This is a genomic window from Shewanella waksmanii ATCC BAA-643, assembly GCF_000518805.1.
GTDB lineage: Bacteria > Pseudomonadota > Gammaproteobacteria > Enterobacterales > Shewanellaceae > Shewanella > Shewanella waksmanii.
Map to the genome: position 1 here is coordinate 249,758 of NZ_KI912497.1, position 23,996 is coordinate 273,753.

Annotated in this window: 23 protein-coding genes and 1 tRNA gene; 13 read left to right on the forward strand and 11 right to left on the reverse strand. The window is 45.8% G+C overall.

Features of this window, described 5'->3' with window-relative positions; genetic code table 11:
* Positions 1-31: 31 nt before the first annotated feature.
* From csrD to L865_RS0121260, 5 genes are all read right to left on the reverse strand, one after another.
* Entirely contained in the window at positions 32-1,945 is a 1,914-nt protein-coding gene (csrD, locus tag L865_RS0121240) for an RNase E specificity factor CsrD (RefSeq protein ID WP_028775066.1), read from the reverse strand.
* A 187-nt stretch (positions 1,946-2,132) separates the two neighbouring features.
* Positions 2,133-3,380, reverse strand: coding sequence for a malic enzyme-like NAD(P)-binding protein (locus L865_RS0121245; RefSeq protein WP_028775067.1), 1,248 nt, complete (start codon positions 3,378-3,380; stop codon positions 2,133-2,135).
* Between the two features lie 179 nt (positions 3,381-3,559).
* Positions 3,560-4,330 (reverse strand): thermonuclease family protein, encoded by a 771-nt coding sequence (locus tag L865_RS0121250; RefSeq protein WP_028775068.1) that lies wholly within the window; start codon positions 4,328-4,330, stop codon positions 3,560-3,562.
* Between the two features lie 176 nt (positions 4,331-4,506).
* Entirely contained in the window at positions 4,507-4,719 is a 213-nt protein-coding gene (rpmE, locus tag L865_RS0121255; protein ID WP_028775069.1) for a 50S ribosomal protein L31, read from the reverse strand.
* A gap of 139 nt (positions 4,720-4,858) precedes the next feature.
* Positions 4,859-5,623 carry a FimV/HubP family polar landmark protein gene (locus L865_RS0121260; RefSeq protein WP_051484729.1) on the reverse strand — a complete coding sequence of 255 codons (765 nt, stop codon included), beginning with the start codon at positions 5,621-5,623 and terminating at the stop codon, positions 4,859-4,861.
* Positions 5,624-5,780: 157 nt separating this feature from the next.
* On the opposite strand from L865_RS0121260, the gene priA reads away from it, so the two are divergent.
* The 9 genes from priA to L865_RS0121305 all read left to right on the forward strand — a co-directional run bounded on the left by priA (position 5,781) and on the right by L865_RS0121305 (position 16,529).
* A complete protein-coding gene (gene priA / locus L865_RS0121265) occupies positions 5,781-7,976 on the forward strand; it encodes a primosomal protein N' (RefSeq protein ID WP_028775071.1) in 2,196 nt (731 codons plus the stop codon).
* 223 nt (positions 7,977-8,199) lie between these two features.
* Entirely contained in the window at positions 8,200-9,945 is a 1,746-nt protein-coding gene (argS, locus tag L865_RS0121270) for an arginine--tRNA ligase (protein ID WP_028775072.1), read from the forward strand.
* 10 nt (positions 9,946-9,955) lie between these two features.
* Positions 9,956-10,537 (forward strand): SPOR domain-containing protein, encoded by a 582-nt coding sequence (locus L865_RS0121275; protein WP_028775073.1) that lies wholly within the window; start codon positions 9,956-9,958, stop codon positions 10,535-10,537.
* 234 nt (positions 10,538-10,771) lie between these two features.
* The gene (hslV, locus tag L865_RS0121280; protein ID WP_028775074.1) at positions 10,772-11,296 is read left to right on the forward strand and encodes an ATP-dependent protease subunit HslV; all 525 of its coding nucleotides are present in this window, start codon (positions 10,772-10,774) and stop codon (positions 11,294-11,296) included.
* 44 nt (positions 11,297-11,340) lie between these two features.
* Positions 11,341-12,666, forward strand: a complete 1,326-nt coding sequence (gene hslU, locus L865_RS0121285) for an ATP-dependent protease ATPase subunit HslU (RefSeq protein ID WP_028775075.1) — start codon at positions 11,341-11,343, stop codon at positions 12,664-12,666.
* 80 nt (positions 12,667-12,746) lie between these two features.
* Positions 12,747-13,139: a gamma-butyrobetaine hydroxylase family protein gene (locus L865_RS0121290; protein ID WP_028775076.1), complete on the forward strand. Its 393-nt coding sequence runs from the start codon at positions 12,747-12,749 to the stop codon at positions 13,137-13,139.
* A 23-nt stretch (positions 13,140-13,162) separates the two neighbouring features.
* Entirely contained in the window at positions 13,163-13,597 is a 435-nt protein-coding gene (locus L865_RS0121295) for a DUF3859 domain-containing protein (RefSeq protein WP_028775077.1), read from the forward strand.
* Between the two features lie 149 nt (positions 13,598-13,746).
* Positions 13,747-15,765, forward strand: coding sequence for a methyl-accepting chemotaxis protein (locus L865_RS0121300; RefSeq protein WP_028775078.1), 2,019 nt, complete (start codon positions 13,747-13,749; stop codon positions 15,763-15,765).
* A gap of 188 nt (positions 15,766-15,953) precedes the next feature.
* On the forward strand, positions 15,954-16,529 hold the full coding sequence (locus L865_RS0121305) for a sugar O-acetyltransferase (RefSeq protein WP_028775079.1): 576 nt from the start codon (positions 15,954-15,956) through the stop codon (positions 16,527-16,529).
* A 382-nt stretch (positions 16,530-16,911) separates the two neighbouring features.
* Here L865_RS0121305 and L865_RS0121310 read toward each other — a convergent pair.
* The 3 genes from L865_RS0121310 to yjjG all read right to left on the reverse strand — a co-directional run bounded on the left by L865_RS0121310 (position 16,912) and on the right by yjjG (position 18,510).
* A tRNA-Ser gene (locus L865_RS0121310) sits at positions 16,912-17,002 on the reverse strand.
* A gap of 115 nt (positions 17,003-17,117) precedes the next feature.
* Positions 17,118-17,747, reverse strand: a complete 630-nt coding sequence (locus L865_RS0121315; protein ID WP_028775080.1) for a YidC/Oxa1 family membrane protein insertase — start codon at positions 17,745-17,747, stop codon at positions 17,118-17,120.
* Positions 17,748-17,829: 82 nt separating this feature from the next.
* Complete coding sequence (gene yjjG, locus L865_RS0121320) at positions 17,830-18,510, reverse strand: pyrimidine 5'-nucleotidase (protein ID WP_028775081.1); 681 nt, start codon at positions 18,508-18,510, stop codon at positions 17,830-17,832.
* A 177-nt stretch (positions 18,511-18,687) separates the two neighbouring features.
* Between yjjG and lepB the strand changes: the two genes are divergently transcribed.
* On the forward strand, positions 18,688-19,338 hold the full coding sequence (gene lepB, locus L865_RS0121325; RefSeq protein ID WP_028775082.1) for a signal peptidase I: 651 nt from the start codon (positions 18,688-18,690) through the stop codon (positions 19,336-19,338).
* A gap of 8 nt (positions 19,339-19,346) precedes the next feature.
* Here lepB and L865_RS24325 read toward each other — a convergent pair whose 3' ends face one another.
* Positions 19,347-20,816 carry an aminotransferase-like domain-containing protein gene (locus tag L865_RS24325; RefSeq protein ID WP_051484730.1) on the reverse strand — a complete coding sequence of 490 codons (1,470 nt, stop codon included), beginning with the start codon at positions 20,814-20,816 and terminating at the stop codon, positions 19,347-19,349.
* Positions 20,817-21,064: 248 nt separating this feature from the next.
* On the opposite strand from L865_RS24325, the gene L865_RS24330 reads away from it, so the two are divergent.
* Together L865_RS24330 and L865_RS0121340 are read left to right on the forward strand one after the other, a co-directional pair.
* On the forward strand, positions 21,065-21,451 hold the full coding sequence (locus L865_RS24330) for a GNAT family N-acetyltransferase (RefSeq protein ID WP_342666138.1): 387 nt from the start codon (positions 21,065-21,067) through the stop codon (positions 21,449-21,451).
* On the forward strand, positions 21,448-22,005 hold the full coding sequence (locus L865_RS0121340; protein WP_028775083.1) for a GNAT family N-acetyltransferase: 558 nt from the start codon (positions 21,448-21,450) through the stop codon (positions 22,003-22,005). Before L865_RS24330 ends, L865_RS0121340 begins: the two co-directional genes overlap by 4 nt.
* A gap of 15 nt (positions 22,006-22,020) precedes the next feature.
* On the opposite strand, the gene L865_RS0121345 is transcribed toward L865_RS0121340, so the two are convergent.
* Both L865_RS0121345 and L865_RS24335 read right to left on the reverse strand, forming a co-directional pair.
* Positions 22,021-22,344 (reverse strand): hypothetical protein, encoded by a 324-nt coding sequence (locus L865_RS0121345; protein ID WP_028775084.1) that lies wholly within the window; start codon positions 22,342-22,344, stop codon positions 22,021-22,023.
* 569 nt (positions 22,345-22,913) lie between these two features.
* Positions 22,914-23,687 carry an alpha/beta hydrolase family protein gene (locus L865_RS24335; protein ID WP_245608475.1) on the reverse strand — a complete coding sequence of 258 codons (774 nt, stop codon included), beginning with the start codon at positions 23,685-23,687 and terminating at the stop codon, positions 22,914-22,916.
* Positions 23,688-23,702: 15 nt separating this feature from the next.
* Here L865_RS24335 and L865_RS0121360 point away from each other — a divergent pair.
* The coding region (locus L865_RS0121360; RefSeq protein WP_037471732.1) for an IS3 family transposase at positions 23,703-23,996 on the forward strand (294 nt) is incomplete at its 3' end.

The window sequence follows — 23,996 nt, forward strand, 5'->3', positions numbered from 1 at the left end:
CCCACAACATACTATCGAAATGTTGCATGGCTTAAATCTCTTCAACCGGGTCACTAAATAGCGAGCCTTGCGCGGCACTCACACCGAGGATCTTTAATGTCTGCCACTCTTCAAACACATCCACACCCTCAGCAAAAACTTGTACCTCTGTACGATAGAGCCCACCAATCAAGCTCCTCACAAACAACTGATTTTCCTGCCTTAAATGAATCTGACTCACAATTGATCGATGTAATTTGATCAGGTCGATCTGGCAAGTTTTGATGTATTGAGTACTGACAACCTGTAGTCCAACTCGATCCACACACAAACGGGCACCCATTTTATTAATCATATCCAGCGTCCCTTTTAAGCTTTCAGTATGATTAACAATAATATCTTCATTGATTTCGAAAATGAGCCTTGAGGTTAGATGCCGATACTCAAGTAAGGTGGTTCTAAGCCAACGCACAAAAGCACGACTGGTCAAAGTGTCGAGACTTAAATTGATGCTATAACTCATGCCATCTTTGCTGGCATTAAGCAGGTCAAACAACACAGTTTCTATCACTTGTCGTTCGATTTGAGGTGTTAGGCCACATTTGATGGCCATCGGCAAAAATAGCGTCGCCCGCACCAGTGTCCCCTGATTGTCACGCAGCCGAGACGAGACTTCGAGGTGGTGAGTTTGCATATCGCTATCCACAACAGGTTGCGAAAAAGCCACCACACGCTTGTTCACTAATGCATATTCAAGGAAGCTGCGCCAACGTACTGAGCCTTTAGCAAAACCTTCATCAACTGCGCCTTTGTCGTACATAAACCAGTTGGAACTGCCCTGAAATTGCGCCGCCCGTAATGCCATTTCAGCTTCTTCAACTAATTGCGTCTTATTGTCGCCAACCTTAAAGTACGCCACCCCGATATGGAAAAAGTCTTGCTGTTTAAGCAGTTCATCACTGAGCTGAGCTTGGCAAACTTTAAGCAGTTTGTTGGCGAGTTTTTCTGTATCCTGCAGAGAGATTTGTGGCACCACTAGGGCAAATTGATTCTGGCTACGCCGTGAAAAAATACTGTTGGCTTGACCATCGAGTACCTGGCCTATTGCGGCAATGACTTGCCCCAGCATCTCATTAACGGGCTCCTCGCCTAAATCTTGTTGTAACAGGTCAAGGTCTGCCATTTCTAGCAAATACAGCACACCGGGTGCCAACATGCCGGCATCGTTACTCAAGGCATCGAGACGATTTTTGAGAAATAGTTGATTACCTATGCCGGTTTCGGGATCCAGAAAAGTATTGGAGCGAATAAACTGATCAAAACGAGCACGCTGCTTTTCTGCATCGTCAAGTTCAAGCAGCATTTTAGTGAGGGCGCGATTAATCATTCTTGGCCTACCATGACCAGTTTCCGCTAAGGCTTTGTCATAGTCATCCGATAAAATTAAATGACTACGCTTTGCCAAATCTTCAACGCCCTCTAACTCCAACGCCAACCAACGGTAACCCCACATCACTAATAGGGCTGTAGCTATCAAACCGACCAGCAATAAAATCACTTCATACATACTAATGTCGTGCAGCAAGAACGGTTTAGGCAGGGTTAATTCCATGCTGTAGTTGGCGGGCGTCAGCAAGTTTCTTTGATAACTCACGCTACTGAGATGTTGTACTTCAGCCTGGTAGTGGTAAACACGTTGTTCACCTTCATAAAGTACAAAATTTTGAGTCTGAAACGCTTGTAGTATCTGTGGCAACCACTGTGATAACTCATGGGGCTGAGACAGTTGCTGCGCTGAATGTTGGCCAAGTAAGCTTTGAATTTCGTCGACTTTCTGCTGCTGAAACTTATAGGTTAGCTGCACAAAACTCAAACTGGCAGTGAGTAAAAAGATGCATGCCACGGCAACTAATGATAGTAGCCAAAAACTGGTCAACTTGCGGGTTAACATTTGAGTCAATTTCATCGCCGCATCCTGCATTATTATTGTTATTGTAATCGAAAAGGTCGCTCCTTGAACTCAGTAACCTCAAACGATTGATTCAACTAATACTAGCGACTTTGCTAGCGTAAAGTATCACCATACAAAGAAATAGTTACCGCCTCAATAAAAAAGGGCCTCGCGGGCCCTTTTTTCAATCACAGCTTTACCGTTATGCCATATAGTTCTCAGGTAGGCTGTCGATAGCCGCAACGCCAGAATCAATTGCAGCTTGAGCTACGGCCTTAGCAACATTAGACAGTAAACGCGGATCCATGGGTTTAGGAATCACGTAGTCTGCACCAAATGTGAGCGAATCAACATCTGGGTAAGCAGCCAATACATCAGCGGGCACTGGCTCTTTAGCCAATGCGGCAATGGCATGTACCGCTGCAATCTTCATCTCATCATTGATTTGTGAAGCACGTACATCTAACGCACCACGGAAAATGAATGGGAAGCAAAGCACATTGTTAACCTGGTTAGGGTAATCGCTTCGACCGGTACCCATGATCAAATCTTTACGGACGTCGTGCGCCAATTCAGGTTTGATTTCAGGATCGGGGTTTGAACAAGCGAAGATGACTGGGTTATCAGCCATCAATGCCACGTCTTCAGCGCCAAGTACGTCTGGACCTGACAATCCTAAGAAAGCGTCAGCACCTTTAATCACATCTTGCAGAGTACGCTTGTCAGTATTGTTAGCAAACAGTGCTTTATATTCGTTGATATCATCACGACGGGTGTGAATGACCCCTTTGCGATCTAGCATGTAGACATTTTCGCGTTGCACACCGCACTTAACTAGCATGGTCATACATGCAATCGCCGCAGCGCCCGCCCCCATACAAACAAAAATGGCTTCTTCAAGTTTCTTACCCTGAATTTCAAGCGCATTGATCATGCCCGCTGCGGTTACAATCGCGGTACCATGCTGATCGTCATGGAAAACTGGGACATTACAACGCTCAATCAGGGTCTTTTCAATTTCAAAACACTCTGGCGCTTTGATATCTTCAAGATTGATGCCGCCAAAAGTATCGGCAATGGCTTCAACCGTGTTAATAAATTCTTCAGTAGTACGGTGTTTGACTTCAATATCTGTCGCGTCAATATTGGCAAAGTGCTTAAACAGCAGTGCTTTACCTTCCATCACAGGCTTTGATGCCAATGGACCTAAATTGCCTAGTCCTAAAATAGCAGTACCGTTAGAAATCACCGCAACCGTATTACCTTTAGCGGTATAACGATAGGCATCGTCTGGGTTGGCAGCAATTTCACGTACAGGCTCAGCAACCCCAGGGCTATACGCTAGCGCCAGATCTTTACTGCTAGCAGCAGGCTTAGTCAGGCTAACAGCGGTTTTACCTGGTACGGGGAACTCATGATAATCTAGGGCTTGTTGACGGAAATCGGCCATTTTTTTAATCCTGCAAATGCGCAAATTAGTATCGAAGAAGAGGTCAACAGCCAACGCAGTGCCTAGCTGCCTTCATGGCGGCCTTAAGCTAGCGTGACTGAGGCTGCTAATGTACTCGAATCAACACACTTTTTAAACAAAATATTAGAAAATTTCAGTTTATTATGAACTAAATCGTTCTAAGGCTCATTTACCAAACTTATCTGCGAGGGATGATAGCTAATTAACTGCCACTTTTTGTAGGAATAATACAACTGACCACGGACAATAACGGGACTTTCAAGCAAGTTTAGGTTCAAAATGTTGCTAAACTTACGAAAATCTTCTCTAGGTATGCCTACGTAAAATTTTTCATCGATTATTAGCCACAAATGTTGAGCTTTTCTTTCAAAGCCGGTCACTGTACCTCGAATTTCACGCCACTGATTACGATCATCGCGGTTAAGTTGTGATATTTGCTTAGCTTGGTAACTTGGATGGTTCCATAAACCACGCTGCTTTTCACGTGCTAGCGCTTCAACACTATTTAAACATTGCCAGAAATAGTCATTTTGATAGACCCGTGCTTTCGCGTAGCCTTCACCCAGCAGAGCTTCTTGTACATGCTGGCCCTTTTCGGTGTATACATAAGCCAGCGTTCTGCCATAGGGGTCGAGCTTTCTTTGATCAAAGGCGAGTTGCAATGTTTGGCCTTTATGCAATAACTGCTGCATAAACTGCCTAGCTTGATTGGCATAGGGTTCTGATAATTCAGGGTACTGTCTATCAATTTCAGGAGAGTTCACCCCTATGAGCCTCACCGTACGGCCATCGCTCAACACTATAGTGTCGCCATCAATGACATAATCTAAGCTCACAGTTTCATCATATTGTGTAGGCACGCACTGACTTTCCGCCGCTAGCTTGAGCGAAAATAGCAGCATACTGGCTAACACCATCAATCTGACCATGATAAATCCTAGATACTTAAGGCAATCCTTAGACTCCCACATTATTGGCTAAAACACGACTGTTAATGCGCAAGCGCGAAAATATCCCGCTAGACACTCAGCGACAACCACAGAATTTTAGCCAATAAAAAAGGCGCCAATTAGGCGCCTTTTCTTGTTCTTTACAGAAGTAATAATTACTTCTTGCCAAGCATACCGAAACGCTTGTTGAACTTGTCGATACGTCCGCCAGTATCCATAACTTTCTGGGTACCAGTGTAGAATGGGTGACATGCACCACATACGTCCAAGTGCAGTGGCTTACCTGCAGTTGAATTTACTTTAATTACGTTACCACAAGTACAAGTTGCAGTGATTTCTGCATATTCAGGGTGAATACCTGCTTTCATTTGGATTACCTCAGTTGAAGGCCATGTCGCTCTCCCAACCCGAAGTCAGGCACCACATGCAGTTAATAAATAATTAGGCGGCGGATATTACAGCAACTGCCAACAAGATACAAGCATCGAAATTAACCCGTGCTTTTTGCTAACCACTTTGGCTTAAACGTTCAAACTGCTGCTTAGCACTTGCGCCATTGGCAAATTGCTCTATCACTGCAGTCGTCGGACAGTTTAGCAAAACATCCGCCCTTAAGCTGTTAATGTTTCCTTTATTAAAGGCTTTGGGATTCGCTTGGTATATCGCCAAAATAGCACCGTAAGTATTAACCTGCCACTGCTTAGCGTAGTTGCTACCAATACGCCACAGCGTCTGCGTGGGCTCTGTTTGCAACTGACAGCTCAAATCAGCATGTTCATTGGATTGCATTACCACTGGGGCAGCAACTTGACTCGCCGTAGCAATAGATTGGGGCTTTTTAGCCACTGGCGCCACCGCCGCAGTTTGTGTTTCACTCAATTCGGTAGGGATTTTCATTTCACCGTTAAACAGTGCAATCCGCTTCACTTCACGCCACTTGTTGACTCGATGCTCTTTGATAACCAGTTGGGCGTCAGGATCGTTAATGTCTTCCACACCGGTTAAGTGCAGCATAAAATTGTTGATGGGTTTAACCATCAACCTTTCCTCACCAGACGACTGCAGCACAATAAATTGCAGCTTATCTAAACTATCGTGCTCGGAGACAATATTAAGACGTAAATTGGGGTAGCCACCTAAAATAAAGCTCTGCTGATTGATACTCACATGGGTAACTTTTGCCATTGCGGCGCTTTGACATACCACAAGAAACAATACCGCAGACAACGCCTTGCCGATAAACTGTATTGACTGATTGTTGATACTCATCATTGACCCTATATCTTCCTTAATTCCGCTCACGACCGCTGTGCTTAATAAACTTTGTGCACCACATTACTTATCATTCATCACATAGTTCAGATAAAAGTAGCTCTCGATAATCTGTGTCGGTACACTGGTTTTATCGTCGAAATATGCTTAGAAGTTTATGTCTTTGTTTGTTGAAGTCGCACTGCCAGTTCCTATGCGACAATCCTTTAGCTATAAAATAACCCCTGAAGACGCACCGCGTGCCGTCCAAGGCGTAAGGGTAAAAGTCCCTTTTGGCCGCCAGCAGCTAATTGGACTTGTTATTGCCCAGACTGATCAATGCGACCTAGCAGAAAATAAAATGAAGTTCGTCAGCGAATTTCTCGACGACGAGCCACTGCTACCACAGTCACTTTATAAACTAACCTCTTGGGCTGCAAGGTATTACTTTTGCAGCCTAGGACAAATGCTATCGCAAGCTTTGCCTGTCGCCCTCAGAAAAGGGGCAGCCATCAACACACCAAGTCAACGTTTTTACCGAGTCACTGCCAGCGGGAAAGAGGTCGAACTCGATACCCTCAAACGCGCGCCAGCACAGCGAAAACTGTTACAACAACTGCAGCAACAATCGCTATCAGCAGACGAGTTCAACCAACTCGACTTCAGTAAAGCCGCACTTAAAGCGCTACTCGATAAGCACTATATTGAGATAAATGAACGCCTTAACCAAGTCGATTTAAGTTGGCGCGATAAGCTTCAACTCGATGAAGAGCCCCACCAACTTAATGCCGAACAAGCCATCGCGGTCGCGACCTTAAACCAACAGCAAGGTTACCGAACCAGCCTGCTTGAGGGGGTGACCGGCTCAGGTAAAACGGAAGTCTACCTGGCACTACTGGAAACCGTTTTAAAACAAGGTAAACAAGCACTGATTCTGGTGCCTGAGATTGGCCTAACGCCACAGACCATTAGTCGCTTTAAACGTCGCTTCAGTGTTGATGTTGCCGTCATTCATTCAGGGCTCACGGACAACCAGCGCTTAGAAGCATGGCGCCAAGCCAAAACCGGGCAAGCCGCCATTATCATTGGTACTCGCTCAGCATTATTTACCCCTATGCGCTACCCGGGCATGATCATCTTAGATGAAGAACACGACGCAAGCTTTAAACAGCAAGAAGGGGTCGGCTACCACGCTAGAGATCTCGCTGTGATGCGTGGTCATCTTGAAGATATCCCGGTATTACTTGGCAGTGCGACGCCATCACTGGAAACCTTACAAAATGCCCTTAGTGGCCGCTACCAGCAACTTACCTTAGGTCAGCGTGCTGGCCCTGCGGAGAAAGTGCGCCAAGGCATCATAGATATTCGTAATCAGCCATTAAAACACGGTTTATCCCATGGTTTGCTAAATGAAATGCGCATTCATTTAGAAGCGGGTAATCAAGTTCTATTATTTTTAAACCGCCGCGGGTTTGCCCCAGCTTTACTATGTCATGAATGCGGCCACTTACATGAATGCGACAGATGTGATGCTTTTTTTACTGTTCATCAAGGCTTAGGTGAGATCCGCTGTCATCATTGCGGCAATCAATACGCGATCCCCAAACAATGCCATCAATGTGGCAGCACCATGTTAATGGGCCAAGGGGTGGGTACCGAACAACTAGCAAACGCACTTGAAACACTGTTCCCTAAACACCCAGTGATCCGCATTGATCGCGACACCACCAGTCGTAAAGGCGCACTCGAAAGCCACTTAAATGCCATCCATAAAGGCGAGTACAAAATTTTGGTTGGTACCCAAATGCTGGCAAAAGGGCATCACTTCCCCGATGTGACCTTAGTTGGCCTATTGGATGTCGACGGCGCATTATTTAGTGCCGATTTTCGGGCACCAGAGCGATTTGGCCAGTTATATACTCAGGTTTCTGGGCGCGCGGGCAGAGCCAAAAAGCCCGGTACCGTGCTCATGCAAACCCATCAGTGCGACAATCCGATATTGCGCGAGCTGATGCATAAAGGCTATGGCGAATTTGCCCGCGGTCAACTCGTTGAAAGACAGCATGCACTACTGCCACCGGCATGGAATATGATACTGCTGCGCGCCGAAGCCCACCAAGCCGAAGATGCCGATGCCTTCCTCAGTCAAATAGCGCAACTATTGCCACAAAACGATGAATGTGAAGTCATAGGCCCGATGCCAGCCCCTATGGATAGAAAAGCCGGTAAATATCGCCGGCAGCTGATGTTTCAAACCAAGCAGCGCAACATGTTACAACAAGCATTTGAGCATGCCTTACCGCATATTGATGCCTTACCACTCGCCAAACGGTGCCGCTGGAGTATTGATAGAGACCCACAAGATCTTTTATAGCCGCTGCGACTTTGCTAATCATAAGCCATCTGCCGAACAGGATTTGTGTCACATTGCGCTAACATCTAGCGGTTATACTGCGCGGATTGACAGGTTAATCGGCAGAAAGGTGAAAAACAGCGACAAACTTGCCAACAAATGATAGCAATTAACCTAAGATAACGGCTAAAATACGCGGTTATCCCTGAATCTTTTTTACTTGAAAACTGTCGATTAAACGCCAATGAAATCACATATTGAATCTTTGCTCGCCCAAGCCCTTGAATCTCTCAAACAACAGCAAGTCGTCCCAGATGATTTTGCCGCGCGAATTCAAGTAGACCGAACCAAAGATAAAAGCCACGGTGATTTTGCGACCAACTTGGCCATGATGTTGACCAAGGCGGCACGTAAAAATCCACGTGATATTGCGCAGCTGATCATCGACAGCTTACCGGCCTCTAGCCATGTCGCTAAAGTGGATATTGCCGGACCAGGCTTTATCAACTTTTTCATCGACGAAAATGCCTTAGCCAACCAACTCATGGAAGCGCTAGCCGATGCGCACTTAGGCGTTAGCTTGCCAGAACAACAAACCGTTGTTGTCGACTATTCATCACCTAACCTTGCTAAAGAGATGCACGTGGGTCACCTGCGCTCAACCATTATCGGTGATAGTGTCGTGCGCGCCCTCGAGTTTCAAGGACACAAGGTTATTCGCCAGAATCACGTGGGTGACTGGGGAACTCAATTTGGTATGTTGCTGGCCTACATGGAAGAGCTTCGCGCTGCCAATGGTGAGCAAGCACAAATGGAGCTAGCTGACTTAGAGAGTTTTTACCGCGCCGCTAAAGTGCGTTTTGATGAGTCAGAAACCTTTGCGACTCGCGCCCGTAAACTGGTTGTTGAACTACAATCTGGCGACGAATACTGCAATAAATTATGGCGTGAGTTTAACGATATTTCACTGAGCCATTGCTACGAAGTTTATGACCGTCTTGGCGTCAGCTTAAGCCGCGAAGATGTACGCGGTGAAAGTGCCTATAATGATGACCTAGAAAATGTCGTTAATGAACTCGACAAGCAAGGTTTGCTGTCAGAAAGCAACGGCGCAAAAGTGGTTTTCCAAGAAGAGTTCCAAAATAAAGATGGCGAGCCACTGCCGGTTATTATTCAAAAAGCCGATGGCGGCTATTTGTACGCCACCAGTGATATGGCAGCAATGCGTTACCGCTCTGAAGTACTCAAAGCGGATCGTGCACTGTACTTTGTTGATTTACGCCAAGCATTACACTTCCAACAAGTCTTTAGCTTAGCCCGTAAGGCGCACTTTGTCCGTCCAGAACTCAGCCTTGAACATATGGGCTTTGGTACTATGAACGGCGAAGATGGCCGCCCGTTTAAAACCCGCTCTGGTGGGGTAGTTAAACTGGTTGATCTACTAACAGAAGCAGAAACCCGCGCACTAGAGCTAGTGCGTAGTAAGAATCCTGATATGGATGAAGCTGAACTGCAAAAAATCGCCAAAGTCGTCGGTATTAGCTCGGTTAAATATGCCGATTTATCTAAAAACCGTGCCAGTGATTACATCTTCAGTTTTGAGCAGATGTTGAGCTTTGAAGGTAACACCGCACCATACCTACTATACGCCTACACCCGTGTTGCCGGTATTTTCAAACGCGCAACCGATATTGATCTTAGCCAAGCAACAATTAGTTTAGGTCATGACAAAGAGAAAGAACTCGGCAACAAGTTAGCCCAGTTTGGCGAAGTACTTAACCGTATGGTCAGTAAAGGTCAGCCCCATGCATTATGTGGCTATTTGTTTGAACTAGCGGGAGCCTTCTCAAGTTTTTACGAAGCCTGCCCAGTACTAGCAGCGGACACTGAAGCACAAAAGAACAGTCGTTTACTGCTGGCTCAGCTCACGGCGAAAACCCTAAAGCAAGGCCTTGACCTACTAGGCATTGAAACCCTAGAGCGTATGTAGGACTGCCGACATGACCAGTCGTGATTACGCCAATAGGAAACCTGCCAATAAGGGGCGTGGCAAAGCGAAATCAAACCGTGGCCGCGGTAAAGCGGCTGCGCCAAAGCGCTTTCCATTGCTATTAGCCATTGTCACCTTAGCCTTGCTAGGTGGCTTTGGGTATTTCTTGTGGACCATTAACAACAGTGCCGGCACCGTCGAGACTGTTGAACCTGAAGTGGTCACGCCAGCACCTGCCGTGAAAAAGCAAGACCCTAATGCGCTACCGCCTAAGCCCACAGAGCAGTGGACCTATCAGCAAGAATTAGAAAACAAAACCGTTGAAGTTGATATTCCCGAATCAACCGCACCGACACGACCTTATCAGATGCAATGTGGTTCGTTTAGAACTGAGTCACAAGCCAATGAAATGAAGGCTGTGATTGCTTTCCAAGGCCTAGAAGCCCAAGTGCGCCGTACTACAGGCAAAAACGGCGTATGGTATCGAGTGGTACTGGGTCCGTATGAGCGTAAACGTGCCGCCGAAAAAGATCGTCACGTGATTCAACGGGCCGGTATCAATGGCTGCCAAGTTTGGTTCTGGGAAGGTTAATCGATACAAGCCAGTGCTGCCTGCCGGGGGCACTGGTTTATCATTTATTATTCACAGTCAATCTTGCTTCAACCCAAACCACAGCGCTCGCAACTAAGTCAACAACAGCATAGCCAATAAATAGTTAGCTTTTCCCATCACGTTTGACCTTGATTTTTTATTGGGTCTCCCCCATATATCTTCTATCACCCACTGATGTGGCATTACACGTCAGTTCGCGAAGAGGAAATATCTGTGACTACAATCGTATCAGTACGCCGTAATAACCAAGTCGTTATCGCTGGCGATGGCCAAGTCTCACTCGGTAATACCGTCATGAAAGGCAACGCCAAGAAAGTGCGTCGTCTCTACCATAATAAAGTGCTAGCAGGATTTGCTGGCGGTACTGCCGATGCCTTTACGCTATTTGAGCGCTTTGAAGCCAAACTAGAGATGCACCAAGGCCACTTGATGAGAGCCGCGGTAGAAATGGCCAAAGATTGGCGCAGTGACAAAATGCTGCGTAAGTTAGAAGCGCTATTGGCCGTTGCTGACACTGAATGCTCACTTATCATCACAGGTAATGGTGATGTGGTGCAGCCTGAAAATGATCTAATCGCCATAGGTTCTGGGGGCAACTTTGCCCAGTCGGCAGCGACAGCCTTATTAGAAAACACAGACCTAAGTGCACTTGAAATAGCAGAAAAATCGTTAACTATCGCTGGTGACATTTGCGTGTTTACCAACCAATACAAAACGATTGAAGAACTTAATTACTGAGAATGACTGTGGTGTAGAACACCGCAGCCAGAGAAGGAATACCTATGTCTGAAATGACACCACGTGAGATCGTTCACGAGCTCGATAGCCATATTATCGGCCAACAAAACGCCAAACGTTCGGTAGCTATTGCGCTGCGTAACCGCTGGCGTCGTATGCAGTTAAACGAAGACTTACGTCAAGAAGTGACTCCAAAGAACATTCTGATGATTGGTCCAACGGGTGTGGGTAAAACTGAAATTGCCCGTCGCCTAGCAAAGTTAGCTAAGGCCCCTTTCATTAAAGTTGAAGCGACTAAATTCACTGAAGTTGGCTATGTAGGTAAAGAGGTCGAGCAGATCATTCGTGATCTTACTGATGCGGCTATTAAGCTTACTCGCGAAGAGCAGATGGTGAAGTGTAAATTCCGCGCTGAAGAAGCCGCAGAAGAACGTATTTTAGATGCCTTGTTACCTAAGCCTAAAGAGGATTGGGACAACGAAACTAAAGACGATACCGGCACACGACAAATTTTCCGTAAGAAATTGCGTGAAGGTAAGCTTGACGACAAAGAGATTGAAATTGATGTCTCTGCGCCTCAAGTCGGCATTGAAATCATGTCGCCTCCAGGCATGGAAGAGATGACTAACCAATTACAAAGCATGTTCCAAAATATGGGCCCAGGCGCTAGCAAGCGTCGTAAAATGCCGATTAAGGAAGCTTACAAACTACTCATTGAAGAAGAAGCCGCTAAACTGGTCAACCAAGATGACTTGAAAGAACAAGCTATCGAACTTGTTGAGCAGCACGGTATTGTATTCTTAGATGAGATTGACAAGATCTGTAAACGTGGTGAAGCCTCAGGCCCAGATGTGTCTCGCGAAGGTGCACAACGTGACCTACTTCCTTTAGTTGAAGGCTGTACGGTAACGACTAAGCACGGCATGGTCAAAACCGACCACATCTTGTTTATTGCCTCTGGCGCTTTCCAAATGTCTAAGCCTTCGGATCTGATCCCTGAGTTACAAGGTCGATTACCTATCCGTGTTGAACTTGAAGCGCTATCAGCCCACGACTTCAAGCGTATTTTAACTGAGCCCCATGCCTCACTGACAGAGCAATACATTGCGCTAATGGCCACTGAAGGGGTCACTATCGAATTTGCTGATTCAGGTATAGACCGTTTAGCTGAAGCTGCTTGGCAGGTCAATGAGCGCACCGAGAACATTGGCGCACGTCGCTTACATACGGTAATGGAACGCTTAATGGAAGAGTTATCGTTCGAAGCCTCTGACAAGTCAGGTTCCACAACGGTAATTGACGCTGATTACGTCAATGCCCACCTAGATAACTTAGTTCAAGATGAAGACTTAAGTCGCTTCATCCTGTAAGAGTACAATTCAAGGCAAGGTTTACCGACCTTGCCTTGTTTGTTATACCTTGCTTATTCCTCTGTATATGGCTATCAATTATGTCCACAACTGAAGCGCCAATCGTTACCGATTTAAAACTCAAACGTAAATCACGCCTATTGGAAGTCACTTTCAAAGATGGCAAAACATACTCACTTAGCTGTGAACTGCTACGAGTGTATTCTCCTTCAGCAGAAGTACATGGCCACGGCAACCCCGTATTGGTTACCCATAAGAAAAACGTCAACATTGATGCGATAACCCCCGTGGGCAATTACGCGGTGAAAATCGTCTTTAGTGATGGTCACGACAGCGGATTATTTTCATGGGCTGTCTTGCATGATATAGCTATCAACCAAGTGGAATGTTGGGAGAACTACCTCGCTCGTTTACGCGCCGAGAATGGTAGCCGCGAACCACTGATTGATATGGCAGTGAAGTACCATAACTAGCACTAGAAAAGCCGCTAATTACCATGTCGAAACTCAAACCCGATATCAATATCATTCAATCAGGTATATTTACCCAATGGGATGAAAATAGCGATGCGCTGCCTAGGCTGCTCAAAGCCACAGTGCATGTTCCAGCAGAAATCGATATCGAGTTTGGTTTTATTGCCCAGATCAAAAAAGCCAAAAATCAGCGCCTACGCTACTGTATTTATCATCCCAATATTCCAGATAAATCAGGCAATATTCGCCCTCCCTTTGATGGCGAACTCTTTGTGCAATCCAACGACTGGAAGTTCTACCTTGGCGATACTATCTGGGCACCAGAACATGACAAAGTGGGCAAGTGGCGTATGACCTTAGAATTGAAGGGCAAAGTCATCGCCGATAAAACCTTTAATGTTCACCTCAATAACGAAGAAGATAAAATCGCCGCATTTTGGAAGCGTCGTCGCAGCTAAGCGCCCTCTCCCTTTTTACTAAAAACTTGAGTTTTTCACCAACCAAAAGTATGTAGCCTCGCAAGCAGTTTCAGACATTTGTGCTTAACTTAATAGAGTCTATTTTTTCACCGCTGCACCCCAAAAGCACTTAGGTTTGGAGAAAAACCATGAACTTAACCCTCGCTCAGCGTTTATACGCAGGCTTCGGTATCGTCATATTGCTGATGATCATTATTTCAATGACGATGTGGACCAAAAGCGATCAAATCCACGATATTTCCCTCGAAGTAGAAAAAGATGACGTACCCGGCGCCATCCTCTACTTGCAGGTGCTCGATGAGATGGGGGATATGCACACTAACGTGCTTGAATACCTCAACGGAGAAACCCAAGCCGCCGACAGCTTTTTAGCAAACTATCAAGAATTCACGCAAACCCTCGCTAAATTAACGTTGCTCGAGTCCGCTACACAGGCTGACAGAGATAAAATGGCTAAGATTAAGAATATTGGTGACACGATTGCGCAACGAGCAAAAAATGAAGTGTTTTCCCGCTACGACCCCGATGTTGAAGCCTGGGCATTTTCCCTCATAAAAGACCTTGAGCAAGGTGTTGGCGTTGAACTTGAGAGCCTACTCGACAGCCTTAAACAACAAGAATTTGATGAAGCACTTAACTCAACTGAACTTGAAGAATCACTGCGAGATGACTTACCTGGCGTACGCTTATATCTTGAGCTAATTGATGAATCTGGCGATATGCTGGCATCAATAACTAGCTATACTGCTGGCGACCTGACCAAAAAAGCCGCCTTTGAAAAAGATACCGCATCCTTTAATCAGTATTTATCCCAACTTAAGCCGTTGGAGCAGCGCCCACAAGAAATTGCAAACCTACAACAAATAAAAGCCTTGCAACAACAGATTATTGATGCAGCGGAGCAAATCTTTATCCGCTTTGATCCGCTGGGCCGCCAAGAGGCACTGGCCTCGGAAAATAACATGCAACACACCCTGTTTGCCGAACTAGAAAAAATTCTGGATGACTCAGCAGCAGAAGAACAACATGATGCTGAAATGGCACTAGAAGAGATTTTGGCCTTGCTGAGCTCGATGATTTACAGCTTAATCGCAGTCACGATAATTGGCGTAGTGTTGGCAATCGTCATCTCGTACTTGCTAGCAAAAGGCATTAATCGCCGCTTACTTGAAGTACTAAATGTCGCCCGCAGTATTAGCCAGGGAGACTTAACCGCCAAACCTATCTCCGAAACACCAGCGGATGAAATAGGTGCACTGGCCAAAGCGATGAATTCCATGACAGCCTCACTAAACCAGCTGCTGCAGGAAATTAGCCAAGTGGCATCAACCGTTGCCACATCCTCAGCAGAAATTCGCAGTGCCACTGAACACTCAACTGCAAGCTGCCATGAGCAAGTTAATCGCACCACTGCCATCGCGACGGCGGCAGAGCAAATGAGCGCAACTGTCGCTGAAGTTGCTCAACAGAGCGCCCAAGCTTCCACTAATGCCACTGAGTCGGGCGATTTGGCCAGCGAAGGTGGCAGTATAGTCACGCAAACCGTAGCTGGCATTAACCAGCTATCGGACATGGTCAGCCGCGCGGCTGAAACCGTTGATCAACTGGGCAAGCGCAGTAACGAAATTGGTGATGTGATTCAGGTGATTGATGGCATTGCCGAGCAGACTAATTTATTAGCGCTTAACGCAGCCATTGAAGCCGCTCGTGCGGGCGAGCAAGGCCGAGGTTTCGCGGTCGTAGCTGATGAAGTGAGAACCTTAGCAAGCCGCACAAGCGAGGCCACTCAAGAGGTGGCAAAATCCATAGGTGCGATTCAGGCAGATACCAAACTTGCTATCAGCAGTATTGGCGAAGGTACAGAGCAAGCCAGAACCAGTGTCGAACTAGCAGAACAGGCTGGTCGTTCGTTAGAGACCATCGTCAGTAGTGCGAGTGGATTGGCAGCCATGATCACCTCAATTGCGACCGCGACAGAGCAACAATCGGTTACCACCAATGAAATTGCTCAAGATGTCACGTCAATAAGAGAGTCATCCAACGAAGTATTGGATATCTCCAATCAAACAGCGAGTAAAGTTGAAGATATGAGCGCGCAAGCTGAGCAACTTGAGTCGCTGGTAAGCCAATTCAAGCTGCGCGGTTAAGTAAGCTCAAATTGATGACCTAATGTTTTGACTCACTCACACTGATATCAAGTGGCGTGAAAGCATTTATCACTTTTATGTCAAAAATGTGCCCCATGTAACTCACTGCTACAGCCAGATGATAAATTACTCTCTGGTTGGTAGCGTGAGTGATAGCATGTTGCCATCATCTTTAGCTGAGACACCCGATGACTGAGTTCGAAAAAATGCTGGCTGGCAAGGATTTTGACGGCGGCGCAGAGTGCATTAATGAAATTCGTGAAAACGCATCAAACTTACTGTTAGCAATTAACCAAAATACCCATCACGCGCAACGCACGGATCTATTGCAACAACTAATGGGGAATATAGCGACTTCCAGTATTATTCGCTCACCATTTCATTGCGAATTTGGCAAAACTATCTTTATTGGTGAAAAAACCTTTATCAATATGAATGTGACCATGCTTGATGGCGCTAAAATAACCATTGGTAACAATGTATTGATTGGTCCCAACACCCAGCTATACAGCGCAAGTCACGCGCTAAATTACCTTGCGCGTCGCAACTGGGAAACCACTTGCGCCCCCATAACGATTGAAGATGATGTATGGATTGGCGGTAATGTTGTCATCAACCTAGGCGTGACCATTGGCGCGCGGTCTGTCATCGCAGCGGGCTCAGTCGTCAACAATGATGTACCGGCAGATTCCCTCTATGGTGGCACGCCCGCTAAGCTAATTAGAACTATCCATGAAAATGAACAATTAACGGCAAAGCAGTAGCGGGCTTTAAACAATAGGAACCCGAGGGTTCATTGCAGCTAAAAAGCAAAAAGCCCGTCATCTTTCGATAACGGGTTTTTCTTAATATGGCGCAGAGATAGCTGACTTTAAACAACAGGAACCCTTGGGTTCAATGCTTTAAACGAAAAAAGGCTACTCTTTCGAGTAGCCTTTTTTCTTAATATGGCGCAGAGATAGCTGGCTTTTAACATGAGGAACCCGAGGGTTCATGCCGACTAAAAAGCAAAAAGCCCGTAATCTTTCGATAACGGGCTTTTGTTAATATGGCGCAGAGATAGCTGACTTTAAACAACAGGAACCCTTGGGTTCAATGCTTTAAACGAAAAAAGGCTACTCTTTCGAGTAGCCTTTTATCTTAATATGGCGGAGAGATAGGGATTTGAACCCTAGATGGGCTATAAACCCATGCCGGTTTTCAAGACCGGTGCATTCGACCACTCTGCCATCTCTCCAAGGCCGCTGATAATAAGGAAGCTACTGATAAATGTAAACCCCTAGCGCTAACAACTGCACAAGAAAACGACATTTAACTGTCATTTTTGCGTTGAGCGTAGAGATTATCGACAATCAGCTGAATTTTTCGACTTTACGGCAAGCCAAATACCATTGGCACAGCGCCGACTGCAGTAGAGTCCAAAGTGTGCTCACCGCATAACTCATGGCTATCGTCGCAGGGAAACTCATCAATGCAATAACCGCCACACCAGCGGGTAACAGCGCCATCCACCAAGACACCTCACCAGGCGCGACCATCATTGTCACAAACGTTAAAAAACTCACCACTAACGCCAATAGATAGTCGGGCTTGGCGATATTCTCAATCCAATAAAAGGCCGAATTGATACCAAGCTGCTTTAAACTGCTAAATAATGCCAGACCAACACCGGCTTGACCTGTGGCATTCACCAGTTGACTGATTGACATCATTTTAATGCCATGGCGCTGCCTAAGGGCTTGCATCACCTCAAATTGCTGTTCAAGCGGTAATGACGCCTTAATCTGTTCTAACTGTGGCGACAATTGAGCTAGCTTCGCCCGTTGCACATACTGCTGATAAGTCGCCCGTAAAGACAGTGGCAATAGCACTAGTCGAATGAGGCTAACAAATACAATGATGGCTAGCGCATCAGATAGCCCAAATTGCAGCTGCACTGCCAATAGACCACTATGAGTTAAGCTAAGAAGTTCGTTCCACATTGAACAAGTCATCCATGTAATAAGACATATTATGTCACACTAACATTGAGACATAATATGTCAACTACAATTTGATGACTTTTTAATCGCGGCTAAATAACCGCTGCTGTAATTCGGTAAGCGATTTCACCTCATAGTGGGGGGTAATATCCTCCGGCCGCGCCGCCCCAGCGGTATTAAGCCAACAGGTATCAAACCCTGCATTCAAGCCTCCCAAGATATCTGAATGGGGATTGTCACCCACCATAAGAACATGCTGGGGGTCAGGATTATCCATTAGATTGAGTGCGTGCTGAAAGATAGCCACATCAGGTTTAGCAACCCCCACCTCTTCACTAATCACTACCGGAGAAAAAGCATCTAATAGACCTGTGCGGGCTAAGCGCACGGTTTGTAGCTCAGTAAAACCATTGGTAATAATCCCCATACTGACCTTATCCCGCAATGCATCAATCAGCGATTGGGCGCCTGGTAGCAAAGCACATATATCTGCCATCGCCTGTAAAAAAGCGCTATTAAGCGTTTGTGTGGTTACCTGTAATTTTTCAGCCCACTCTTTAAAGCGGGTATGCTGCAACTGCTGCGCCGTGATCGCCCCATTTTGATAATCGACCCACAAAGGCAAGTTAACTTGCTGGTAATGACTGAAATCACTTGGGGTAAAATCCACCTTAAAGCGCGAAAACATCAACTTTAAACCTTGGTAAGCATCGAAATGAAACAGGGTTTCATCGGCATCAAACAGTATCCACTGGTACTTCATTTTCTCTCCAGTTTACCTAAGACTATTACGCCTTAGCGGGCGCTAAGGGCGAACTATAGCAATACTTAGCCATCACCAAAAACATATTTGGTTACTTTTTGCTAGATCGCCTTTTGGAACCGGTTACTCATATCAGGGTCTACTGATAAACAGTCAATCAACTGCTAAGGAAAGCATATGCTTAAGCACATTAAACTACTGCTGAAAAACAATCGCTCATTACTTCTATTTATCCTGCTGATGTGCATATTTAGAAGTGCCGTGGCTGATTGGAATCATGTGCCCAGCGGCTCAATGAAACCCACCATACTTGAGGGTGATCGCTTAGTCGTGAACAAAATGGCTTATGACCTACACATCCCTTTTACTCATATGTCATTACTTAGCTTTGCTGATCCTCAGCGCGGCGACATCATTATTTTCGACTCTGCTGCCGCAGACAAACGTTTGGTTAAACGGGTGATTGGTGAACCTGGCGATACCGTTGCAATGCGTGATAATCAGCTCATCATCAATAATCAGCCATTGGACTACACCATCCAAAAGCAAACTAATCACTATCAAGACAGCCAAGAACTACTAGGCCAACATCATTACCAAGTTCGCCAGCGATACTCTGCTACTAAGCGAGCTAACTTCGGCCCAGTAACGGTTCCCGCAGATCACTTCTTAGTATTAGGCGATAATCGCGATGCCAGTGCAGATTCAAGAGTCATAGGCTTCGTGCCGCGAAATGAGATCACGGGTCGAGCGCATACCATCGCCTTTTCAAATGATCTGGATAATTATTATCTTTTCCGCCCAGAACGTTTTCTCAAGCCAATATAAGCAGCGACTTACTCGGCACTGTCAATGTTAATGTCACTGTGATTGCCGCCAACAAACTCAGCGAGAAGTCGCGCAAATAGGATTATGCCCTGCTCCATCTCATCGTTCCAAGGCAGGGCAAAGGTGATCCGGAAAAAACCGGAGTAGTTGTTAGCAAGCGAAAACATACTACCCGGTGCAATCGCCAATTTTTGCGCTATCACCACATGCCAAAATTGCTCACTACTATAGCCACCTGGCAATCGAAACCATAAACAAGGCCCGCCCTCTGGTTGGCTCACATACACGCCAGCAGCAGAGAGCTGCGGTAAATATGGCCTTAGTATTACCATGGTACGCGTGTAATTTAAGCGTATCTGCTGCCTGAGTTTAACCAAGTGTTTTGCATAGTCGCCGGTCTCTAGCATGCGCTGCATCATGTGTTGTAAAGCAATGCTCGGGTCTTCCGCCAACACTTGCTTGGTCAATTGACACGCGGCAAAAGTATTAATGCACAGCAGATAACCTAGACTAATAGTCGGTGAAACCGTGTCATAGAAATCAGCAATACTGATTAACTTACACTTCGAACCCGATGCCACTAAACTCGCTAAAGTTATAGGTCGATGACGGCCAAAATAAAGCTCGCCGCGATCATACTCAATTAGCGTCACATCGTGCTGTATCGCCCAATCAATCAGTTTTTGCTTGTCTGTTTCTGACAATACCCGTCCGGTTGGATCGGCAAAGTTGGGATTAACAAGATAACCACTAAAGGGCTTGCTAGCATGGGCCGCAGACAATAGCGCGAGTTCATCGTCATAGTCCTGCTGCATGGGTATCTCAATCACCTCAGCATTAAGCTGTTTAAGCATCGACTGAAAATAAAACGACATGGGCGACTCGACCGCGATGGCTGACTGCAACACCTTTGCCGCATGCAGCGCCACTAACAACCCCTCTTGGCGACCGTTCGTTATTAACACCTGATCGATATTGAAAAACTGACCACTTAGCTTTAACTGCTGGCAAATACCTGCTCGCAATGGTGCAACGCCTTCAATGGGATCTTGCATCCATAACTGGTAAGGACGTTGCTTAATAGCGGCTTTATGTAAGCGATTAAGCGTTACCTCCAAATCGAGCACGGTACTGGGTGCTGTGCAGGACAGCGGTAAAATGGAGGGGTCATTAAACGAGTACTGCACTGCAGCATCCAAAGTTAACCCTGCTACCACGCGGTTAATTTGACGGCCATAGTTAGGCACAGTGCTCGCTGTTTCTGCCGCCATCTTTGGCAGCACAAAATAGCCTTGCTTAGGTTTAGCCTCAATCCAGCCCAAGCGCTCCAGCTGATGATAAGCCTGCACCACGGTCGATACACCACATTGTTTTCGCGCAGCCAAGCTGCGCACCGAAGGCAACTTATGTTGCAAGGTTCCGGCTTCAATATCGCTAATCATCTGTGCAACGATTTGTTGATATTTAAAGTTGGCCATACACTAATTATCATCTGTATTGGTTTTTATTTTTAATAACTGTATCTGTTTTGCTTTTTTAACTCTAGGTAAAGTTAATATCAACAAACCCACAATAGCTACAGGCAATAACACACTATGAAAATCATTACCGAAACCCCAAGACTAATTATCCGGCAGTTTACAATGGATGACGCCCAAGCCGTGCTTTACTTCAACGCACCTGAAGAAGTCAATCGCACACCGGTGATGCCGGTTTATGCAATAGCTTGGAAGATGCCGAGGGCATCATCAATAATGTTTGGCTTAAAGAATATGCCCAATACGGTTTCGCTCGTTGGGCTGTGGTAGAGAAAGCCAGCGGCAAAGTGATTGGCTTTTGCGGTTTTAAATTCGAAACCCGCATTAATGCGATCGATATCGGTTATCGCTTCCATCCTGACTATTGGGGCAAAGGTTATGCGACCGAAGCCAATCAAGCCTGTATTGATTATGCCAGAGCACACCTCGACATTGACCAAGTCTTTGGTGAAGTCTTGCTCGATAACCACGCCTCAGCGCATGTGCTAAAAAAACTGGGAATGCAATTTATACGTCAGTATCAAGATGAAGGCTACACTATCGACAGTTACGCAATGAACATCAAAGCACCATGAAAACACCACCTGAATTAGCGACATCACGCCTCATTTTAAATGAATGCGTATTAGCGGATACACAAGCGGTTTTCTCGCTGTTTGCCGATGACAAGGTGACCCAATTTTACGATTTGGCTGCGTTTGAAACCCTAGAGGCGGCCCGCGAACTCATCAAACAAGATGCCGTAAAGCATCAACAGCAACTGATGTTACGCTGGGCCATTAGGGATAAATTCACCCAGCAATTTCTTGGGGGTTGTGGTGTCAATCATTTTGAACCACAACGTCATGTCGCGGTCATCGGTTACGAGCTAATGCCGCAAGCATGGGGGCAAGGCTTGGCAACTGAAGCATTGCAGGCTGTCATAGATTATCTGTTTACGAAGTATCGACACCCGATTAATCGCATTGAAGCCTTTGTCATGCAGGGCAATATCGGATCAGAAAAGGTATTGAAAAAATTAGGATTTAAGTGCGAAGGCGTTTTGCGACAGCACAGCTATTGGAAAAACCAGTACCACGATCTGTCGCTATTTAGCCTGTTAAAGCACGAGTATTTACAACAAGAGTAAATGATCGATAAATGACTACTCAGCCTCATTTTCATAGTCTAGTCGACTCGCCGTGCTCGCATCGTCAGCAGCTTGTTCATCACTACCGCGCTCTAACTGCGGCGCAACAAGCATTGCGGTTGGGCAGCTTTCGTTACCATTAAGTACCTGATAATGCACCTGTCTAACGGTGCGGTACTCACACATGGTAATTTGACCTTCGGTCTTGTACTTAGTCAACTCCGCGGTGACTGCAGTATTAGGTGACGCGTTAGCGGCTGACATTAAACCCACACCTAAAATCAAAGCGGCAGTCTTAGCTAATGAATTGAAGCGAGCGCGAGTATTGAGTGCAGTCATAATGTGTCCTTTACGTGATTGTCTAAGCAACGTTTAACAATCTAACAGACACAAGCTGTACCTAAACTTAACACACGCTTCAAATCCTTTTCACCAAACTTTGGCTATGGCCGCCTGCCAATATGCTCACCTAAGAAACCGATAATAACTTGGTTCGATGCCACTATCAGAGTGCGCTTAAAGATATTAGCGGCATTTATTAGACCTTACATTTACGCTGTTGCAATAGAAGTGATTGCTATCTAAGTACGCAGCTCTTTTTTATCGTGAACTGAAAGGGTCGAAAACCTCACTCTTCCAATACAGTCCAAAACAAAGACACTGCCTATTGCAATTAGCCATAGCTTGACATCTGAGGACGACATCAGTTTTGCGAAAAAATAACCGTAGATGAATGTAATCCCAAACTGAAAAAATGCGCTTGGCTTATAAGTTAACGACAGTTCACCTCCACAGCTGTCACAAATAAATCGATTTAGCTTTTTAGGAAATATGACGCTTAAAAAGCGCTGAACACAGCCACACTGAGGACAAGCTAGCATAAAACTTCCTTTTAATAACTAGCTTGATTAACCACCTATATGTTTATCTAAGAAGCGCAAAATGGCCTGGTTAGCTTCTAGAATATTGGCTTCTTTATAAAAGCCATGGGCTTCTTTATCTTTAACCAGCCACTCATAGGGGTGGTTTTGTTGATCCAGCACTTCTTTCAATGCCTCAGCGTGTTCAATGGGGGCTCGCTCATCATCTTCACCATGAATAATGAGCACTGGTGCTTTTAACTCAGCAATGTGATGCACTGGCGATTGCGCGCGCTGCTCTGCCTTGTCAGTGCCGAGGGTCTTATCTAGGTAGGCATCCCCCCAACTATTATCTTTAACATCGCCTTCGTCGTAGAGCATTTCTAAGTCATAAACACCGGCGTAACCAATGGTACACTTGAACGTATCAGGTTCGCGGATCGCACTCTGGAGTGCACTATAGCCACCAAAACTCACCCCAAAGATACACAGGTTATCTTTGTCTGCGATGCCTTGCTGAACCGCGTATTTGGTTGCGAGTAAGATGTCATCTTGGATTTTAGTTCCCCAATTGCCGTAGCCCGCCTCTTCAAAGTTTTTGCCATAACCCGTTGAACCTCTGAAGTTAACCTGAACTACCGCATAACCAGCATTTGCCAACATTTGCACCTGTGGATCGTAACCCCAGTAATCCCTTACATGTGGGCCACCATGGGGCATCACCACTGTGGGCAGCTGTGTTGACTTGCCTTTCGGTAAAGTCATCAACCCATTGAGAATAAGACCATCAAGGGTTTGTCCCGTCCTGAGATAAGTTGACACTTTGGAGACTTATCTATGAAACCTTCAAGCACAATCAGCATTAAACGTACACAACGTGATTACACATTAGGCTTTAAATTAGCCGTTGTCAGTCAAGTAGAAAAAGGCGAGCTAACCTATAAGCAAGCTCAACAGCACTACGGTATTCAAGGTCGAAGTACGGTCCTTACATGGTTAAGAAAGCATGGTAGATTAGACTGGACGCAACCCATGGAGCACTCTCCTATGTCTAAATCTAAAGAAACACCTGCCCAGAAAATCAAACGATTAGAGAAACAAGTTTCTAATTTAGAAATGAAAAACATGATT

Coding starts and splice junctions, on each gene's coding strand:
- L865_RS0121305 (WP_028775079.1), top strand. CDS start 15,954: ATGACTGAGTTCGAAAAAATGCTGGCTGGCAAGGATTTTGACGGCGGC.
- L865_RS0121295 (WP_028775077.1), top strand. CDS start 13,163: ATGTCGAAACTCAAACCCGATATCAATATCATTCAATCAGGTATATTT.
- yjjG (WP_028775081.1), bottom strand. CDS start 18,510: ATGAAGTACCAGTGGATACTGTTTGATGCCGATGAAACCCTGTTTCAT.
- hslU (WP_028775075.1), top strand. CDS start 11,341: ATGTCTGAAATGACACCACGTGAGATCGTTCACGAGCTCGATAGCCAT.
- L865_RS0121245 (WP_028775067.1), bottom strand. CDS start 3,380: ATGGCCGATTTCCGTCAACAAGCCCTAGATTATCATGAGTTCCCCGTA.
- L865_RS24325 (WP_051484730.1), bottom strand. CDS start 20,816: ATGGCCAACTTTAAATATCAACAAATCGTTGCACAGATGATTAGCGAT.
- priA (WP_028775071.1), top strand. CDS start 5,781: ATGTCTTTGTTTGTTGAAGTCGCACTGCCAGTTCCTATGCGACAATCC.
- lepB (WP_028775082.1), top strand. CDS start 18,688: ATGCTTAAGCACATTAAACTACTGCTGAAAAACAATCGCTCATTACTT.
- L865_RS0121275 (WP_028775073.1), top strand. CDS start 9,956: ATGACCAGTCGTGATTACGCCAATAGGAAACCTGCCAATAAGGGGCGT.
- L865_RS0121260 (WP_051484729.1), bottom strand. CDS start 5,623: ATGATGAGTATCAACAATCAGTCAATACAGTTTATCGGCAAGGCGTTG.
- L865_RS0121340 (WP_028775083.1), top strand. CDS start 21,448: ATGAAAACACCACCTGAATTAGCGACATCACGCCTCATTTTAAATGAA.
- csrD (WP_028775066.1), bottom strand. CDS start 1,945: ATGAAATTGACTCAAATGTTAACCCGCAAGTTGACCAGTTTTTGGCTA.
- L865_RS0121315 (WP_028775080.1), bottom strand. CDS start 17,747: ATGTGGAACGAACTTCTTAGCTTAACTCATAGTGGTCTATTGGCAGTG.
- argS (WP_028775072.1), top strand. CDS start 8,200: ATGAAATCACATATTGAATCTTTGCTCGCCCAAGCCCTTGAATCTCTC.
- L865_RS0121290 (WP_028775076.1), top strand. CDS start 12,747: ATGTCCACAACTGAAGCGCCAATCGTTACCGATTTAAAACTCAAACGT.
- L865_RS0121300 (WP_028775078.1), top strand. CDS start 13,747: ATGAACTTAACCCTCGCTCAGCGTTTATACGCAGGCTTCGGTATCGTC.
- rpmE (WP_028775069.1), bottom strand. CDS start 4,719: ATGAAAGCAGGTATTCACCCTGAATATGCAGAAATCACTGCAACTTGT.
- L865_RS0121345 (WP_028775084.1), bottom strand. CDS start 22,344: ATGACTGCACTCAATACTCGCGCTCGCTTCAATTCATTAGCTAAGACT.
- L865_RS0121250 (WP_028775068.1), bottom strand. CDS start 4,330: ATGGTCAGATTGATGGTGTTAGCCAGTATGCTGCTATTTTCGCTCAAG.